General features: G+C 73.8%; 12 protein-coding genes. All 12 read right to left on the bottom strand.

Translation table 11 applies throughout. The features are described from left to right. Positions 1-27: 27 nt before the first annotated feature. The 12 genes from ACSYGO_RS18635 to ACSYGO_RS18580 all read right to left on the bottom strand — a co-directional run bounded on the left by ACSYGO_RS18635 (position 28) and on the right by ACSYGO_RS18580 (position 15209). Positions 28-1323 carry an FHA domain-containing protein gene (locus ACSYGO_RS18635; protein ID WP_460387094.1) on the bottom strand — a complete coding sequence of 432 codons (1296 nt, stop codon included), beginning with the start codon at positions 1321-1323 and terminating at the stop codon, positions 28-30. Between the two features lie 72 nt (positions 1324-1395). Further along, positions 1396-2742, bottom strand: a complete 1347-nt coding sequence (locus ACSYGO_RS18630; protein WP_426681171.1) for a vWA domain-containing protein — start codon at positions 2740-2742, stop codon at positions 1396-1398. Between the two features lie 189 nt (positions 2743-2931). After that, on the bottom strand, positions 2932-4596 hold the full coding sequence (locus ACSYGO_RS18625) for a PP2C family serine/threonine-protein phosphatase (RefSeq protein WP_460387093.1): 1665 nt from the start codon (positions 4594-4596) through the stop codon (positions 2932-2934). A gap of 3 nt (positions 4597-4599) precedes the next feature. Then, positions 4600-7149 (bottom strand): serine/threonine-protein kinase, encoded by a 2550-nt coding sequence (locus ACSYGO_RS18620; protein WP_460387092.1) that lies wholly within the window; start codon positions 7147-7149, stop codon positions 4600-4602. Continuing rightward, the gene (locus ACSYGO_RS18615; RefSeq protein WP_460387091.1) at positions 7146-8486 is read right to left on the bottom strand and encodes a coiled-coil domain-containing protein; all 1341 of its coding nucleotides are present in this window, start codon (positions 8484-8486) and stop codon (positions 7146-7148) included. The genes ACSYGO_RS18620 and ACSYGO_RS18615 overlap by 4 nt, the downstream gene beginning before the upstream one ends. A gap of 86 nt (positions 8487-8572) precedes the next feature. Next, a complete protein-coding gene (locus ACSYGO_RS18610; RefSeq protein WP_426681175.1) occupies positions 8573-9583 on the bottom strand; it encodes a glutamate ABC transporter substrate-binding protein in 1011 nt (336 codons plus the stop codon). A 14-nt stretch (positions 9584-9597) separates the two neighbouring features. Beyond that, on the bottom strand, positions 9598-11061 hold the full coding sequence (locus tag ACSYGO_RS18605; protein ID WP_426681176.1) for a hypothetical protein: 1464 nt from the start codon (positions 11059-11061) through the stop codon (positions 9598-9600). Positions 11062-11316: 255 nt separating this feature from the next. Beyond that, the gene (locus tag ACSYGO_RS18600) at positions 11317-11829 is read right to left on the bottom strand and encodes a hypothetical protein (protein ID WP_432174956.1); all 513 of its coding nucleotides are present in this window, start codon (positions 11827-11829) and stop codon (positions 11317-11319) included. Next, positions 11826-12335, bottom strand: coding sequence for an RNA polymerase sigma factor (locus ACSYGO_RS18595; protein ID WP_460387090.1), 510 nt, complete (start codon positions 12333-12335; stop codon positions 11826-11828). Before ACSYGO_RS18595 ends, ACSYGO_RS18600 begins: the two co-directional genes overlap by 4 nt. Beyond that, positions 12316-12789: a DUF3995 domain-containing protein gene (locus ACSYGO_RS18590; RefSeq protein ID WP_426681179.1), complete on the bottom strand. Its 474-nt coding sequence runs from the start codon at positions 12787-12789 to the stop codon at positions 12316-12318. Before ACSYGO_RS18590 ends, ACSYGO_RS18595 begins: the two co-directional genes overlap by 20 nt. Positions 12790-12900: 111 nt before the next feature. Then, positions 12901-13947: an N-acetylglucosamine kinase gene (locus ACSYGO_RS18585; RefSeq protein ID WP_432174955.1), complete on the bottom strand. Its 1047-nt coding sequence runs from the start codon at positions 13945-13947 to the stop codon at positions 12901-12903. Then, complete coding sequence (locus ACSYGO_RS18580) at positions 13944-15209, bottom strand: 6-phospho-beta-glucosidase (protein WP_432186084.1); 1266 nt, start codon at positions 15207-15209, stop codon at positions 13944-13946. The genes ACSYGO_RS18585 and ACSYGO_RS18580 overlap by 4 nt, the downstream gene beginning before the upstream one ends. Between the last annotated feature and the right edge of the window lie 3 nt (positions 15210-15212).

Genomic DNA, 15212 nt, shown 5'->3' with positions numbered 1-15212 from the left:
ATCCCGTACGGACGCGTGGGGCGGTGCTCAGCCCCGGCGGATCGTGATCGTCGTCCAGGCGCCGACGTGCACCCGGTCGCCGTCCTGGAGAGGCACCGGCACGAACGGCTGGATGGGCTCCTCCCCGCCGTTGACCGTGGTGCCGTTCGTCGAGTTCTGGTCGACGACCGCCCAGCCCCCGTCCGGCTGCTGGACCAGGACGGCGTGCTGGTGCGAGACGCCCGGGTCCTCCGGGGGCACCGCCAGGTCGATGTCCGGGGTGTCGCCGGTGGAGTGCCGGCGACGGCCGATCGTGATCTGGTTGCCGGTGAGCGGACGCTGCTGCTCCGGCGAGTACGCGGGCAGGTTCAGCCCCGCGGCCTCGGGGCCCGAGCGCTGCATCATCGCCATGAAGTACTCGCGGTCGGGACCGATCGTCACGCTCCACGCCAGCGGCTGCTGCTGGTAGCCGGGGCCGGGCGGGGCCTGGGTCACGCCGGGCTGCGGGTAGCCGTAGCCGCCCTGGCCCGCGCCGGGACCGTTCGGACCGCCGGGACCGGCAGGGCCGCCGGGCGCGCCCGCCGAGGGCGGGGAGATCACCCAGTCGTCGTCACCGCCGAAGGCCGGGCCGCCGGGCTGCGGCGGGCCGCCCTGGGTGAAGGGCGAGGCGGGCTGCTGGGTGTACGCCTGCGGGGCGCCGGGGCCGCCGGGCGTCGGGCCCGGGGGCGGCGGCACGGGCCGCGAGGGGTCGCCGCCGAAGCCCGAGGGGTCGCCGCCGAAGCCCGAGGGGCCGTCAGCGCCCCACGGAGTGGAGGGCGGGCCGGGCGGGATCGGCTCGGCGGGCCGGTTCATCTGCGAGGGCCGCGAACTCTGGTACTCGAACGGGTCGTGAACGGGGCCGGCACCGGGACCGCCCGGCTGGCCGGGGCCCTGCTGCGGGAACCGCGGCGGGGGGTTGCCGCCGGGACCGCCCATGCCACCGGGACCGCCGGGGCCACCGGGACCGCCCATGCCGCCGGCCGGCGGACGCGGCGCCGCCGGCGTGTACGACGTGGCGGTGTTGGTCAGGAAGTTCCACCGGCACTCCTCGCAGAACGGCGCGGCGCCCTCACGGGGCGTGCGGCACTGCGGGCAGAGCTCCGGCTCGGGGTCGGGCACGGCGGACAGATGCGGGCGCCCGCCGGCGCCGGGCGGCGGCGGGGGCGAACCGGGCGGCGGATAGCCGTACCCGGCGCCGGGCGGCGGCGGGGGAGGTGGCGGGGGCACGGCTCCGGCCATGCGGTGACCGCAGACCTCGCACCAGTCGTCGGAACCCGACTGATGTCCGTTCGGGCAGGTCGGCATGTCGGCGCTTCCCCCTTTCCTTTCCGGCCCTCGGGGCCGGGTTTCTCCGGCTCCCCTCGGGAACCGGGCTCGCTACTTCTTTACACGAACAGTCTTTGTGGACCGTGTCTCGAGGGTCATCTCGTCGGCCTCTTCGACCTTTGCCTTCAATCGCACAGTACCTGCCGCGGCATCGACCACGTCCACCACCTTCGCAAGCAGTTTCGCAGTATCGGCATTTCCGGAGGCGCCGGCGAGCTGAACGGCACGTCCCAGCTTGGCCGTTGCGCCGTCCACATCGCCCGCTTTGCGGGCATCCAGGCCCTGTTGGATGACTTGCGCCAGTTCGGCCTGTCCTGTGTAGTGCGCCACCTGCGGGTTGATCGACGTCGAGGCGGCCATGTCGTCCGTCCACACCGCCCGGACGAGACCCTGCGCGCCGAGATTCTGCACGCTTCCGTCGCCCTGCGGGATGACCAGCGACACGCGGGCCGCCAGCATCTCCTGGCCGATCCCGGCCGCCGGGACCTCCACGCACACGTGGTAGTCGCGCGACTCGTCGCCCCAGGAACCGGTCGGGTAGTCCCCGGCGCGCGGCCCGGCCTCGCTCCGGCGCTCCGTCAGTTCCTCGACCGTGGGCGCCACTTGCTTGACGAACTTGATCCGCGTCCCGACCGGTGTCCACAGGCGCAGCGCGACGTCCGCGACCTCCTTGCCCATGGCCGTCTCCATCATCTGCGTGAAGTCGGCGGACAGGGCGGCGGGGTCGGCCACGATGTCGGCGGTGCCGAGGAGCGCGGAGGCGATCCCGGTGACCTCCTTGACCTCCCAGTCGGTGCCCACTCCACGCGCGTCACACGTGAAGCGTCCGGCACAGGAGTCCAGCGCGGCCTTCAGGTCCTCGGGCGACTCGTGTTCGTTGCGGCCGTCGGTGAGCAGGATGCCGTGCCGGATGGAGACCTCCGCGGAGGACAGCAGCCGGTCGGCCAGGCGCAGCCAGGTGCCGATGGCCGTGCCGCCGCCCGCGCTCAGCCGGCGCAGGGCCTGCTTCGCCTGCTCGCGGTTGGCCGCGTCGGCGACGGCGAGCCGCCCGCCGCCGGGATAGACCTCCTTGGCGACGTGCGTGCCGCCGATCACCGCGAAGTGCACGCCGTCGCGCAGCGTGTCGATCGCGGCGGCCGTCGCGTCGCGGGCGTTGCGCATCTTGGTCGGCGGGTAGTCCATCGACCCCGAACAGTCGACCATGATCGCCACGGCCGCGTCCGGTCCCTGTCCTGGCGAGTAGAGATGCGGTGCCGCCACGGCGCTTCCGATGGTGCCGCCGCCGGTCGCGCTCACGGTGACGATCGCGTTGACCTCACGACCGCCCTCGGGCAGGTACTCGTTCTGGTACACGTCGACCGAGAACTGCGGCACGTTCGACTTCGAGAAATTGGCCATGCCTTCTCTGTCCCCCTCGGGCCTCCGGTGCTGGCGGAGGTGATGACTGTATGCGGACCGGTCCCCTCCGGTCCGAGGCCGTCGCCCTGTGCGCGGTCCGCGGTGCCGGGACCCGCGGTGCCACGGCCCGCGGACCTGCGGTCCGTGGGCCGGTGGTTCCGTGGCCCGGCTGGTCCGGGTTTCGCGGCCTCAGGCCGATCCTGCCCCCTGTGGTGGGGCGGGGAACGGCAGGACGGCCACTGTTACGTTGTCGTGGCCCCCGCCGTCCAGGGCGTGACCGACCAGCACCTGCGCGCTGTGCAGCGGCCGTTCGGCGGCGTCGAGGGGTACGACCTCGGCCATGTCCTCGGCCGCCTCCGCGTAGTTCCACAGACCGTCGGTGCACACCACCACTACACCCGGTCGGTCCGGCTTGAAGGAAGCGGTGTGCGGCTCCAGTTCGTAGGCGTCCGCGCCGAGCCAGCCCGTGATGGCGTGGGCGCGCTCGTCGGCGTACGCCTCCGCCTCGTTCATCAGGCCCGCCGCGACCATCTGGGCGGCCCACGAGTCGTCCTCGGTGAGCCGGGCCGGCGGCGAGGAACGGTCGACGGGCACCCAGTAGGCGCGGCTGTCGCCGACCCAGCCGACGACCAGCAGGGCGGTCGTGACGACCGCGCCGACGAGGGTGCACGCGGGGGCGTTGACGTGGGGCGCGTGCTCGCCCTGTGCGGTGGACGCGTCGGCCAGCGCGTTGACGGCGTCCGCGGCGGCGACGATCGCGTCGTGCATCGCCTGCTGCGGATGCGTGCCCCGCGGCAGCGCCGCGAGGAGCGCCTCGTTGGCCGTGTTCGACGCGGCGAGCGAGGCCTCGTCCGGACGGGTCGCCGAGGAGACGCCGTCGCACACGATCGCGACGACCGCGGGCGATCCGTCGGGCAGCGCGGTGGACGAGATCGCGAACGCGTCCTCGTTGCGGTGGTGGCGCAGACCGCGGTCACTGACCGCCGCGACCGCGCCGAGTTCCTGCTCCATGTGGTCGCGCTCCCGGGGCTGCGCGTGGCCGCAGTTCTCGCAGTAGCCGTCGTCGTCGACGCGGCCCGAACGGCAGGCGACGCACAGCTTGGTACCCGCGGGCGGGCTCGCCAGATCGGCGGTACGGGGATCCGCGGGGCCGCTGCCGGCCACGGGGGCCTCCGCGGCCGGGGGCGCCAGCGGGTACTCGTCCGGTTCGGAGGGCCGGTCGAAGCGCACCCCGGACGGTTCCGCGCCGGGCGCCTGCCCGCCGGACGGACGGCCGGCCGGAGACGGCGCGTCCCCCGCCGGGGCGGGTGGCCGGGTGTCGGGGAGATGTCCGCCGGACACCTGTCCGACGGGTGCCTGCGTGCCGGGGAGTTGTCCGCCCGGCACCTGGCCGCCGGGCGGCCGCGCCCCCGGCGCCGGAGTGCCGGGGCCCTGAGGGGCGGGGGGCGCCGTCGGAGACTGCGGAGCCGGCGGCCGCGCACCGGAGGCCGGGGCGGCCCCGGGCCGCGCCGGACCGGGCTCGTGCGCCCCCGCGGACTCCAGGTCCGGGTGCGGGTGCGGGAGTTCGGAGCCGCCCGAATCCGTGCCGCGGATGTCGGTGGCCCGGTGCACCGGCGCGGGCATGTCGGAGCTGTCGACCTCGGGGGCGACGGGCCACTCCACGGACGCGGCGGCAGGAGGCCGCGCCGACGTGCCGTTCATCGTGATCGTCGCGTCGTCCGGGCTGTCCTGCGGCGGTGCGGACACGGCCGACAGGTCGTAGCCGCACGCACCGCAGAAACGGTCACCCGCCTCCAGCGGCTCCTCGCACACGGGGCACCGCGAAAGGGCCGTCGGCTGGGGCATCTGGGACATCAATCACACCCACGTCCGGGGGCGGTAACGATTCGCACGTTCCACCAGGTCGATCCTCTCCTCGCCGCCCTGCGCGAGCCGGGCCAGCGTGCGGTACGAACGCTCCAGTCCGAAGCGGAGACCGCGCTCGTCCAGCGCGCTGCCGAGCAGCACACGTCCGCCTCCGGGAGCCGGAGCGGAACCCTGGCTACCGGAGAGTACCCAGTCCAGCGCACAGCCAAGGACCTCCGTCGACAACTGCTCGCGTCGGACCGCGTCCAGACCGTACCCGTCGAGCGCCTCGACCTGGCCCGCCGCCGCGGTCAGATCGTCCAGGAACGCCGCTGCCGCCGCCTCCTCGGCCAGCCGTTGGCGCAGCCGTGCCCGGACGGCCGCGACCCGCGCGGCGGTGTAGTGGATGGACGCCTCCGGCACGGACTCCAGGGTGGCCACGGCGGCACGGCGGTCGCCCGCGGCGAGCTGCACGCGGGCCAGCCCGAACGCCGAACTCACATAGCTGGGGTCGGTCGTCCACACCAGCCGGTAGTACTCGGCGGCGTTGTCCAGCTGCCCGAGCACCTCCGCGCACAGGCCGAGCGCCAGCTTGGGCGCGGGCTCGCCGGGGAAGGCGTCGTAGACCGCGTCGAAGGACAGCGCCGCGATCTCGAACTCCCCGGTGGCCAGCGCCGCGACACCGCGGTACCAGACCACCCGCCAGTCGTCGGGATGGTCCGCCTCCAGGGTGTCGAGGGCCTTGCCCGCGCTGGTCAGCTCGCCCATTTCGAGGCGGGCCCGCAGCTCGCGCAGCCTGAGCTCGGGCGATCCGGCCGGCGCCGCCTGGAGCGCGGTGATCAGCTCCGCCGGGGCGGACGCCATGAGACCCGCGAGGAAACCCGCGTTGGGGTCGCTCGGGTCCACCAGCGGGACGGGCAGCGCGAGCGCCGTGCCGCCCGCCTGGACGAGCGTGACGAGCGCGCTCGGCGCCGTCGTCGGGGGGAGCGCGGGAGCCGTGGTCGCCCCGTCCGGCCGCTGGGCCGCGCCCTTCCTCCCGCGTACGGGTAGGGCCCGCGCGCCCAGGCGCGACACCTGGCCGTCCAGCTTCCCGAACAACTCGGTGTCCGTGACCTTCAGTTCGGGTCCGAACAGCGTCGACAGCGCCGGACGTGCCCGGCCCGTCTGCAGGGAGACGACCTCGCGCAGGACACCGGTCAGCTGCTCGGACATCTCCTGCGCGGACGCGAACCTGCGGGCCGGGTCGGGATCGGTGGCCCGGACGAGGAGCCGGTAGAACGACTCGTACTGGCGGAAGACCTCGATGTTGTCCGGGTCCGGCAGGGAGTCCACGAAGACGTTCGTGTAGCCCTGGAAGTCGAAGGTGAGCACCGCGAGGGTGCGGGCGACCGTGTAGAGGTCGCTCGCCACCGACGGCCCGACCTCCGCGACCTCCGGCGCCTGATAGCCGACTGTGCCGTAGATGGCCGACTCGTCGTCGTCCATCCTGCGCACCGCGCCCATGTCGATCAGCTTCAGCTGGTCCTCGGTCTGGATCGCGTTGTCGACCTTGAAGTCGCAGTACAGGAGGTTGCGGCTGTGCAGGTGACCGAGGGCCTCCAGCGCCTCGATGCCGTAGGCGCAGGCCTGTTCCACGGGCAGCGGGTCCCGCTTCCCGTCCGGTGTGCGGCGGCCGTTGGCGATCTCCTTCAGCGACTTCCCGCCGACGTACTCCATGACGATGTACCCGTCCAGCGAACCCGTCCGCTGGTCGAGGTGCTCGACGAAGTTGTAGATCCGCACGATGTTGGCGTGCTCGATCTCGGCGAGGAAGCGCCGCTCGGAGATCGCGGCGGCCATCGCGTCCTGGTCGCCGGTGTCGAGCAGGCCCTTGAGGACCACCCAGCGGTCGGAGACAGCGCGGTCGACGGCGAGGTAGACCCAGCCCAGCCCGCCGTGCGCGAGACAGCCCACCACCTCGTACTGGCCGTGCACGATGTCGCCCGTGTGCAGCTTGGGCACGAACGAGTACGGGTGGCCGCACTTGGTGCAGAAGCCCTCGGTGCGTCCGGGCCGTTCGCCGCGGGCGCGCCCCACCGGAGCCCCGCAGTCGGAGCGCGAGCAGAACCGCTTGCGCTCGGGGACCTCGGGGTTCTCCTGGACCATCGCGCGCGGGTCGGGCCGCGGCACGTCCGGCACCTCGACGAGACCCGCCCCGAGCCGGCCGCGCCCGGAGGCACCGGCGGTCGAACCGGAACTGCGGACGGACACCGAACGGCCCGTCGTCCGGCCCGACAGCGAGCGCGACAGGCGTCCGGAGACCGAGCGGCGCGACTGCGAGGAACGCGACGAACTGCGCGAACTCGCCCGTGAACTGCTGCTGGACCCCCGGCCGGAGCCGCGTGAGCCCTTCCCGCCCGCGGTGATCCCGGTCGGGGGCGAGCCCACCATGCCGGTCGCCGACACCACCGGCGCCAGGCCGCACGTGTCGCAGTACAGCTCTCCGCCGCCCACGTCCTCGTACGAACCCGAGCAACCGGGCCGCTGGCACTTCTGCTGCCCACCCGGGGCCTGCTGACTCACGATTCCCCCCTCCGGTCCGCCCCGTCGATCCGGTCGACGGGTCCGCCGCCCTGCTCAGGCACGCGCGGACTCAACAGGTCGGCCGCGGCGCGCTGGTAGCGCAGCACCGCCTCCCCGGCGACCCGCAGATCGCAGGGCGCGCTCCACAGCATGCGGCGCGCCGCGTCGTACCGCTCGACGAGGAACGGGTCCTCGGCGAGGCCGTGCCGTGCCACCTTGGCCTTGTACGCGTCGAGGCGGCCCCGCAGCTCCGCGCGGACCGCCAGCGGCGCGGTGACCGCGGTCAACGACTCGCGGGCACGCAGGAGTTCGTCCTCGGCCCGCTCCTCCAGTGATTCGAGGAGCGGGGAGAGCCGGTGCCACTGTGCGTGTCTGCGGTACTCCGCGGCCGTCGCCAGCTGCTCCTGGAGCGCGGTCGGCGGACCGCTGACCACCGGGACCTCCGACGCGGCGATCTTCGCGAGGACCTCACCGCGGGCGCTGCGCGCCTCGGCGAGCGTGCGGTCCGCGCGGCTGAGTGTGTCCCGCAGCTTCACGAGCCGTGCCTCCGCGTCCTGGCGGACGGTGAGCACCGCGTCGATCTCCCGGCGCACGTCCTCCAGGGCGCGCGCCTCGCGGTCGTACGTCACGGTGTCCGGACGGCCGCCGCCCGGGGCCGAACTGCCCTGCGCGGGGGTCCAGAAGGCCAGCGGGTCGGACACCACCCGCTCGCGCAGCGCGGTGAGCGTGCGGGTGATCCGCTCCAGGTCGTCGCCGGCCGGGTGCTCGCCCGGGCGCACGCCGACGGAGTGCGCGAGTTGGCGGGTGCGCTGGAGTTCCGCGGCCAGTAAATCGATGCGGGCGGGCAGCGCGGACCAGACGGCGTCCGCGGCGACGACCATGTCGAGGGAGGACGCGTACAGCTCGTTCATCCGCTCCACGAGCGCGGCCAGCGAGAACTGTTCGCTGAGCTTGCCGGCGGAGAGCGTCGGGGCGTTCGCCGTGGCGGTCGCGCTGCCCGCGACCGTGACGCTCTCGCCGCGCAGCAGTTCGGTGAGTTCGACCAGGTCGTCACGGCTGGACCAGCGTCTGCGGGAGCGGATGTCGCGCGCGGAGCGCAGCGCGTCCGTGTACGCGTCGAAGTAGGCCCACAGCAGGGTGATCGACGCGTCCGCGGCCGTCCAGCGCTCCTTGGTGGTGCCGGTGAGCTCGGCGCCCTCCAGGAGCCTGCGGCCCGCGTGGTCCTGCAGGGCGAGGAGCGAGGTCTCGATGGCCTCGTGCTCCGCGCCGAGCCGCGCCAGCGCACGGTCCACCTCGTCCCGGTCCATCACCGGCCCGGGGGGTCCCGTGACGCCCATCGATCACCTCTCGCTCTCCGTCGTCCCCGTGCGCCCGCCGTTGCCGGTGGTCCGCGCCGGGTAACTCTCCAGTCGTATCAGGTCGGTTACTTGTACTTCGCCGCGGGCGGGTCCGCCGACGGCGAGTTCTCGCCCAGGGTGGCGGACAGCCACTTGTCGTACGAGGCGCGCCAGCCGCTCTTGCGGTAGTCCACCAGGACCTGGTTGACCCGGCGTACCAGATCGTCCGCGCCCAGTTTCATCGCCACGCCGTAGTACTCGGTCGTGAACGTGTCGCCCTTCAGCACGACCGTCGGGTCCTGCGCGGCCTGGCTCGCGGCGAGCGCGCCGTCGGTCACCACGGCGTCCACCTCGCCCAGCTGGAGCCGCACCAGGCAGTCGAGCTGGTTGGGGACCGTGGTGGAGATGTCGGCGGAGGAGACGAGCTTGCCCGCCTTCTTGTCCGCGTCCAGCTTGTCGTACGCCGTGGAGCCCGCGGCCGTGCAGATCCGCTGGTGCGCCAGCGTCTTGCCGTACCCCTTGATGGGGGAGGTCCGCGGGGCGAGGACCTGCTGGCCGGTCGTGAAGTACGGGGCGGAGAAGGCGACCTGGTCCAGGCGCTCGCAGTTGATCGTCATGGTGCGGACCACCATGTCGACCTGGCCGCTCTGGATCGCCGGGATGCGCTGGTTGGTGGGGATGGCGTGGAACCGGACCGCGTTCTCGTCACCGAGGATCTCGCGCGCGATGCGGTGCGCGAGGTCGATGTCGAAGCCCTCCAGGTCGCTGCCGCCGCGGTTCGGGTTGCGGTAGCCCCAGCGGTAGCTGTTCTGGTCGACGCCCACCGACAGATAGCCGCGCTTCTTGATGGCGGTGATGGTGTCGCCGCTCTCGTCGCCGGACGGGGCGAGGCTCCGGTCCTGCGGGTCGGTGCACTCCTCGGCCTTCACCTGGGTGCCCTCGGCCACGCCCCGGCTGCCGATGCCCGTGCTGCCGTCCCCACGGCTGCCGCTCAGGGGCAGCAGCAGGGCGAAGACCACGGCGAGCGCGCAGGCGACGGCCATCGCGCCCACGCCGCCCCAGCCCTTCAGGCTCGCCCTCAGGCGTCGTGCCGTCATTGCCGCTCCCCCTCTCACCGGTACTCCGAAAGCCTGCGCCCGATACCGAGCACGGCGCCCGCCGCGGCCAGCACCGCGAGGACCGCGGCGCCGACCGGCAGACCGGTCATCGCGTCCAGTCCGTCGCCCGCCGCCTGCTTGAACTCGGTCTGCTCGTGGTCGAGCGCCTTCTCCAGGTTCTTGTCCACGCCGTCGAAGCACTCGCCGGTCGGCTTGACCTTGTCGGAGCCGATCACCAGGTCCAGGGCGCCCTGGTAGTCGCCGCCGTTGTCGGCCTCGCGGGCGTCGGCGTGGCGGGACTTCCACACCTTCATGTTGGCGGTCGCCGCCTTGACGGGCGTCTCGCCCGCCGCGTCGTCGGAGAGCTCCGCGGCCTTCGCCAGGCCCTTGGTGAGCGTCTTCATGTCCTGCTGGAAGTCGTAGTCGTACAGGTCGACGGTCGTCTTGCCGTCGGCCAGCGTCTTGGTCTCCGCGCCGCGGCTGACCAGGGTCAGGTTCTCGTTGCCCCGGGCCTTGAGGGAGGCGATCCGGGCGTCGTGCAGCACGTTCAGCGAGCGGACTCCGTGGTCGTACGACTCATCGAGCCCGGCCCGCGCGACGCTGTGCCCGACCACCAGCCAGAGCAGCACGACCGCGGCGGCGGCGGAGGCGGCGACCATGCCCTGGTTCAGCACACGGTTCGTCCGGCGGTAGTTGCGCCGCTGCGCCCACACGAGACCGCCGAGCGCGAGCACGCCGAGGCCGATCGCGGCCCACGGGTACGGCTTGGCGTCCGCGTAGTCGGAACCGAGCCGCTGGTTCTCCCGCTTGTAGAGGTCCTCGGCGGCGGGCAGCATCTCGTGCTGCATCTTGTCGTTCGCGTAGCGCAGGTACGCGCCGCCCAGCGGGTAGCCCTGGCGGTTGTTGGCACGCGCCCGCTCGATCAGGCCCTTGTACTCGGGCAGCAGACGGTTCAGCTTGGTGATGGTCTTCGCCGAGGGGGAGCCCGGCTTCGAGCTGTTGGCCGCCGTGATCAGCTTGGCGGCCGCCGTCCTGATGTCCAGCTCGTAGCGGTCGCGGGAGGCCTTCGTCTCCTGGCCGCCCGCCAGGAAGCCGCTGGAGGCCGCCGTGTTCGCGTCCGCCAGCGAGCGGTAGATGTCGGCGGCGCTCGCGCTCAGCGGCTGGCTGCTGTGCAGCACGTCGTCCGCCGCCGCCGCGCGCTCCGTCATCTGCCAGGCGGTGACCGCGCCGAACGCGACGACCAGCAGCGCGAGCAGCGCGCCGATGATCCGCAGCCGGCCCGGCTCGGTCGTGGCGGCGGCGCGCAGACGGTCGACGCCCTCCGCCCAGGCCGTGCGCCGGGCGGGGGCCGCGGGATCCGTCCGCGGGCCGGCGGGGCCGCTCCGCGGGCCGGGAGGCCCGGGCTGCGGCGGGACCGCGGGCATCGTGGGCGTGGCCCGCCCCGGTGGTGCCGTGCTGCCCTTCGGCGGCTGTGTCACTTGACCTCCCCCATGGTCATCCGTTCCGTCACCGTCGTCCCGTGCGCCGGTGGTACGGAGCGCGGACGAGGGTGCACGGCCGCAAGTATCCCCGCCGTGGCTGACATCCGCACAGGCCTTGACTGGATCTTGTTCGGATTGCCCCGCACCCTCCGTACGACAGCGGGCCGTTCGGACGGCAGCGCAGCGCGAAACCCCCGCACCACCCCCCTTCCCATGAATACGCGATCCGGATCTGTTCGGTTCCCGTTCGTGTCAGAGCAGACCCGTGAGCCGCCGCAGACTGCGCTCCCCCTCGCGTCGCACGCCGAGCGGCACCAGCGCCGCGCGTCCCGGCACCCGCACCCCTCCGGTGAAGGCCACCCGGGTCCCGGTGCCCTCGGGCGCCGCCGCGACACCGATCAGCAGGAAGCGGCTCTGCAGCCAGCACCAGCCGGGCCGTTGCTCCCCGCGCAGCCCGGCCCGCATCCCGTACCTGCTGCGGGCCAGCGCCTCCACGCGCGGCCCGTCGCGCCGCACGACGCGCAGCCGTCGCATGTCGGGGACGATCCGCCCGAAGTCGCCCTCCAGGTCGTCGAGCAGCGCCCACACACGGTCGTACGGGGCCGGCACGACGCCCTCGGTGACGTGTGCGCCCCGGACACCGGCGGCGAGGACCCGCAGCCGCCGCACCGGGTCGAGGTCGGCGACCGGCCATCCGCCGGCCGTCCCGGACGGGCGCGCCACGTGTCCGGGCGCCCCGGGTTCGGTCCTGTCGGGTTCCGTCATGAGCTCCACGCCTTCCGGAAGGTGTCGCGCGCCCGGTGCAGCCGGGACTTGACCGTGCCGACGCGGATGCCGAGCAGGTCGGCCGCGGCCCGCTCGTCCAGGCCCTCCACGTCGCGCAGGACGAGCACGGCCCGGTGCTCCGGGGACAGCCGGTCCAGCACGTCCCTGATGTCGGCGCCGAGTTGGGGGTCTCCACGGGCCGGGAGGGTGCTCAGATCGGCCGGCACCGTGCGGCCGGCCCGCCCGGCGAGCCGGACCGCCTCGCGCACCGCGATGGAGCGGACCCAGCCGCGCAGCGCGGCCGGGTCCCGCAGGGAGCGCAGTGAACGGAAGACCGCGACGAGGGCCTCCTGCGCGGCGTCCGGTCCCTGGTCGAGTGCGATGGGACCGCAGATACGGGCCACGTAGGGGGCGAGTTCGTCGAGCAGCCCGGCCATGGCGAGGGTGTCGCCGCGCTGCGCGGCACGCACCAGGCGGGCCGTTTCGTCATCGGACACGTACGGCATCTTCCCCGCGCGCGGCGAACCCGGCGACAGCGGGGCGCCGGTGCCGGGCGACGTGCAGGGCGGCGACGCACAGCACGGCGCACAACGGGGTGTACAGCACGAGGTTGAGCCGGTGGAACACCGTCCCGGAGTCCTGGGCGAAGACCCAGTGGACGCCGGCGAGGGCGCGCAGCGACAGTCCGGCCGCCACGGCGAGGGTGCCCAGCCGCAGCAGGCGGCCGGGCCGTACGGACTGGGCGACGACGATGCCGCTCGCCGTCAGCAGGAGTGCGGCGAGCGGCAGGAGGACGGGCGGCGTGAACGGTGCCTCGACGCCGAGGACGGCGTGCGACAGGCTCTTCTCGTCGGTGGCAGGCCAGGTGGAGCCGGTCGCCCAGAAGAGGTGGAGCAGGGCGTCCGCGGTGAGCACCGTGGCGAGCGGTGCGGCGGCTCGTCGTGCCGTGCGGTCGGACATGAGGCCTCCTGCGGTAGGGATCGACACCCACCAGAGGCGCCGTCCGCGCCGTTCGTTCCCCCGGATGCGCGGGAATTCCCGGCGCGGACCGTACGACGGTCCGAGGCGGCCTCAGGCCTCCTCGTAGTGCGCCCGCACGCGCGCGTGCACCGCGTCCGGGGCGTCGACGTGGTCGAGGCCCAGGAGTGCCGCGCCGAGCACCGGGCTGGTGGTGACCACGCGGGGGACCGCCTTGGGGGCGCGGGCGGCGAGGAGTTCGCGTACGCGGTCGTCGAGCTGGGGGTGGCGCGCCGCGAGGACGGACCCGCCGAGCAGGACCGGGGTCTCCTCGGCGAGCAGGTCGAGACGGGTCAGCGCGACCGTGGCCATCGCCACCACCTCGTTCGCGAGCCGGTCGACGAGGGAGCGGGCCACCGCGTCGCCGTCCGCCGCGGTGGCGAACAGCACGGGCGTCAGCTCGTGCCGCCGGGCGGTGTCGACGTCCCCCAGGTGGAGCGCCTCGATGAGCGCGTACATGGAGGTGAGCCCGAAGTGCGCGGGCAGGGTCCGGGCCAGGGCCGTGGGCCCGCCGCGTCCGTCCTCGGCGCGTGCCGCGTACCACAGGGCCTCCTCCGCCAGGCCCCAACCGCCGCCCCAGTCACCGGAGATGCGGCCTATCGCGGGGAAGCGGGCGGTGCGGCCGTCGGGCCGCATGCCGACGCAGTTGATGCCGGCCCCGCACACGACGGCCACGCCGCGCGGCTCGGCGATCCCGGCGCGCAGGATCGCGAAGGTGTCGTTGCGCACCTCCACGCTCGGCCCCCACGCGCGCGCGTGCAGCGCGGCGGCCAGCTGCTCCTCCTCCACGGGGAGGTCCGCGTTGGCGAGACACGCGGACACGTGCGAGGCGGAGGTCACGCCGGCTTCGGCGAAGGCCCTGCGTACCGCCTCGCCGACCGTGTCCACCGCGGTGTCGACCCCCACGGCCGGGGGCCGGAAGCCGCCGCCGCGCGCGGTGCCGGCGACGTCGCCGTCGGCGGTGATCACGGCGACGTCGGTCTTGCTGTTCCCCGCGTCGATGGCCAGGACCAGCGCCGTGTCCCGGGAGGCCGGGGCGGACGCGGGGCGCGCTGAGCCGGTCCCGGCGGCCGTCCCGGCGCCGGGACCCGATGACGTCATGCCCACGCGAGGTGCTCCCGGTTGTGCGCGATCAGCTGGTCGGTGAGGGTGTCGGCGTACGCGTACTGGCCGATCAGAGGATGGGCGAGCAGAGCCCGGAAGACGCGGTCGCGGCCACCGCGCAGGGCGGCCTCCAGCGCCAGGTCCTCGTACGCGGTCACGTTCGCCATCAGGCCCGCGTACAGCGGGTCCACGGCGGGCACGGGCAGCGGTGCGGGCCCGTGGGACCCGACGGCGGCCTGCACCTCGATGACGGCGTCGTCGGGGAGGAAGGGGAGCGTGCCCTTGTTGTACGTGTTCACGACCTGGTACGGGCTGCCCCCGCCGCCGAGCAGGGAGGCCGCGAGGTCCACGGCCGCCTCGGAGTAGTAGGCCCCGCCGCGCCTGGCCAGCAGCTCGGGCTTCTCGTCGAGCGCCGGGTCGCCGTACATCTGAAGCAACTGCTTCTCCATCGCCGCGACTTCGGCGGCCCGCGACGGCTTGGTCCGCAGGTCGCGCACGACCTCGTCGTGCGCGTAGTAGTAGCGCAGGTAGTAGGAGGGGACGACGCCGAGGCGGTCGACGAGGGTGCGCGGCAGGCGCAGGTCGTCGGCGACGGCGTCGCCGTGCTCGGCGAGCAGCTTGGGCAGCACGTTCTCGCCCTCGGGGCCGCCGAGGCGTACGCCGGTCTCCCAGGTGAGGTGGTTGAGGCCGACGTGGTCGAGGTGCACGTCGGCGGGGGCGACGCCGAGCAGCGCGGCGAACTTCCGCTGGAAGCCGATGGCCACGTTGCACAGTCCGACCGTCCGGTGGCCGGCCTGGAGCAGGGCGCGGGTGACGATGCCCACGGGGTTGGTGAAGTCGATGATCCAGGCGTCCGGGTTGGTGCGGCGGACACGCTCGGCGATGTCGAGCACCACCGGGACCGTGCGCAGCGCCTTCGCCAGGCCGCCCGCGCCCGTGGTCTCCTGCCCGATGCAGCCGCACTCCAGCGGCCAGGTCTCGTCCTGTTCGCGGGCCGCCTGGCCGCCGACGCGCAGCTGCAGCAGGACGGCGTCGGCGCCCTCGACCCCGGCGTCCAGGTCGGACGTGGTGACGATCCGTCCGGGGTGCCCCTGCTTCGCGAAGATCCGCCGGGCGAGGCCGCCCACCAGTTCCAGGCGTTCGGCGGCGGGGTCGACGAGGACCAGTTCCTCGACGGGCAGGGTGTCCCTGAGCCGCGCGAACCCGTCGACGAGTTCGGGGGTGTAGGTCGATCCCCCGCCGACCACGGTGAGTTTCATGTG

This window comes from Streptomyces krungchingensis (assembly GCF_054729265.1).
Note: the sequence above shows the minus strand (reverse complement) of the source record. Positions and strands in the feature narration are given on the sequence as shown.

Bases quoted from the DNA above. Each gene is read 5' to 3' on its own strand.
- ACSYGO_RS18595 (WP_460387090.1), bottom strand. From the start codon at position 12,335: ATGCCGTACGTGTCCGATGACGAAACGGCCCGCCTGGTGCGTGCCGCG.
- ACSYGO_RS18600 (WP_432174956.1), bottom strand. From the start codon at position 11,829: ATGACGGAACCCGACAGGACCGAACCCGGGGCGCCCGGACACGTGGCG.
- ACSYGO_RS18585 (WP_432174955.1), bottom strand. From the start codon at position 13,947: ATGACGTCATCGGGTCCCGGCGCCGGGACGGCCGCCGGGACCGGCTCA.
- ACSYGO_RS18580 (WP_432186084.1), bottom strand. From the start codon at position 15,209: ATGAAACTCACCGTGGTCGGCGGGGGATCGACCTACACCCCCGAACTC.
- ACSYGO_RS18630 (WP_426681171.1), bottom strand. From the start codon at position 2,742: ATGGCCAATTTCTCGAAGTCGAACGTGCCGCAGTTCTCGGTCGACGTG.
- ACSYGO_RS18590 (WP_426681179.1), bottom strand. From the start codon at position 12,789: ATGTCCGACCGCACGGCACGACGAGCCGCCGCACCGCTCGCCACGGTG.
- ACSYGO_RS18615 (WP_460387091.1), bottom strand. From the start codon at position 8,486: ATGGGCGTCACGGGACCCCCCGGGCCGGTGATGGACCGGGACGAGGTG.
- ACSYGO_RS18625 (WP_460387093.1), bottom strand. From the start codon at position 4,596: ATGTCCCAGATGCCCCAGCCGACGGCCCTTTCGCGGTGCCCCGTGTGC.
- ACSYGO_RS18635 (WP_460387094.1), bottom strand. From the start codon at position 1,323: ATGCCGACCTGCCCGAACGGACATCAGTCGGGTTCCGACGACTGGTGC.
- ACSYGO_RS18610 (WP_426681175.1), bottom strand. From the start codon at position 9,583: ATGACGGCACGACGCCTGAGGGCGAGCCTGAAGGGCTGGGGCGGCGTG.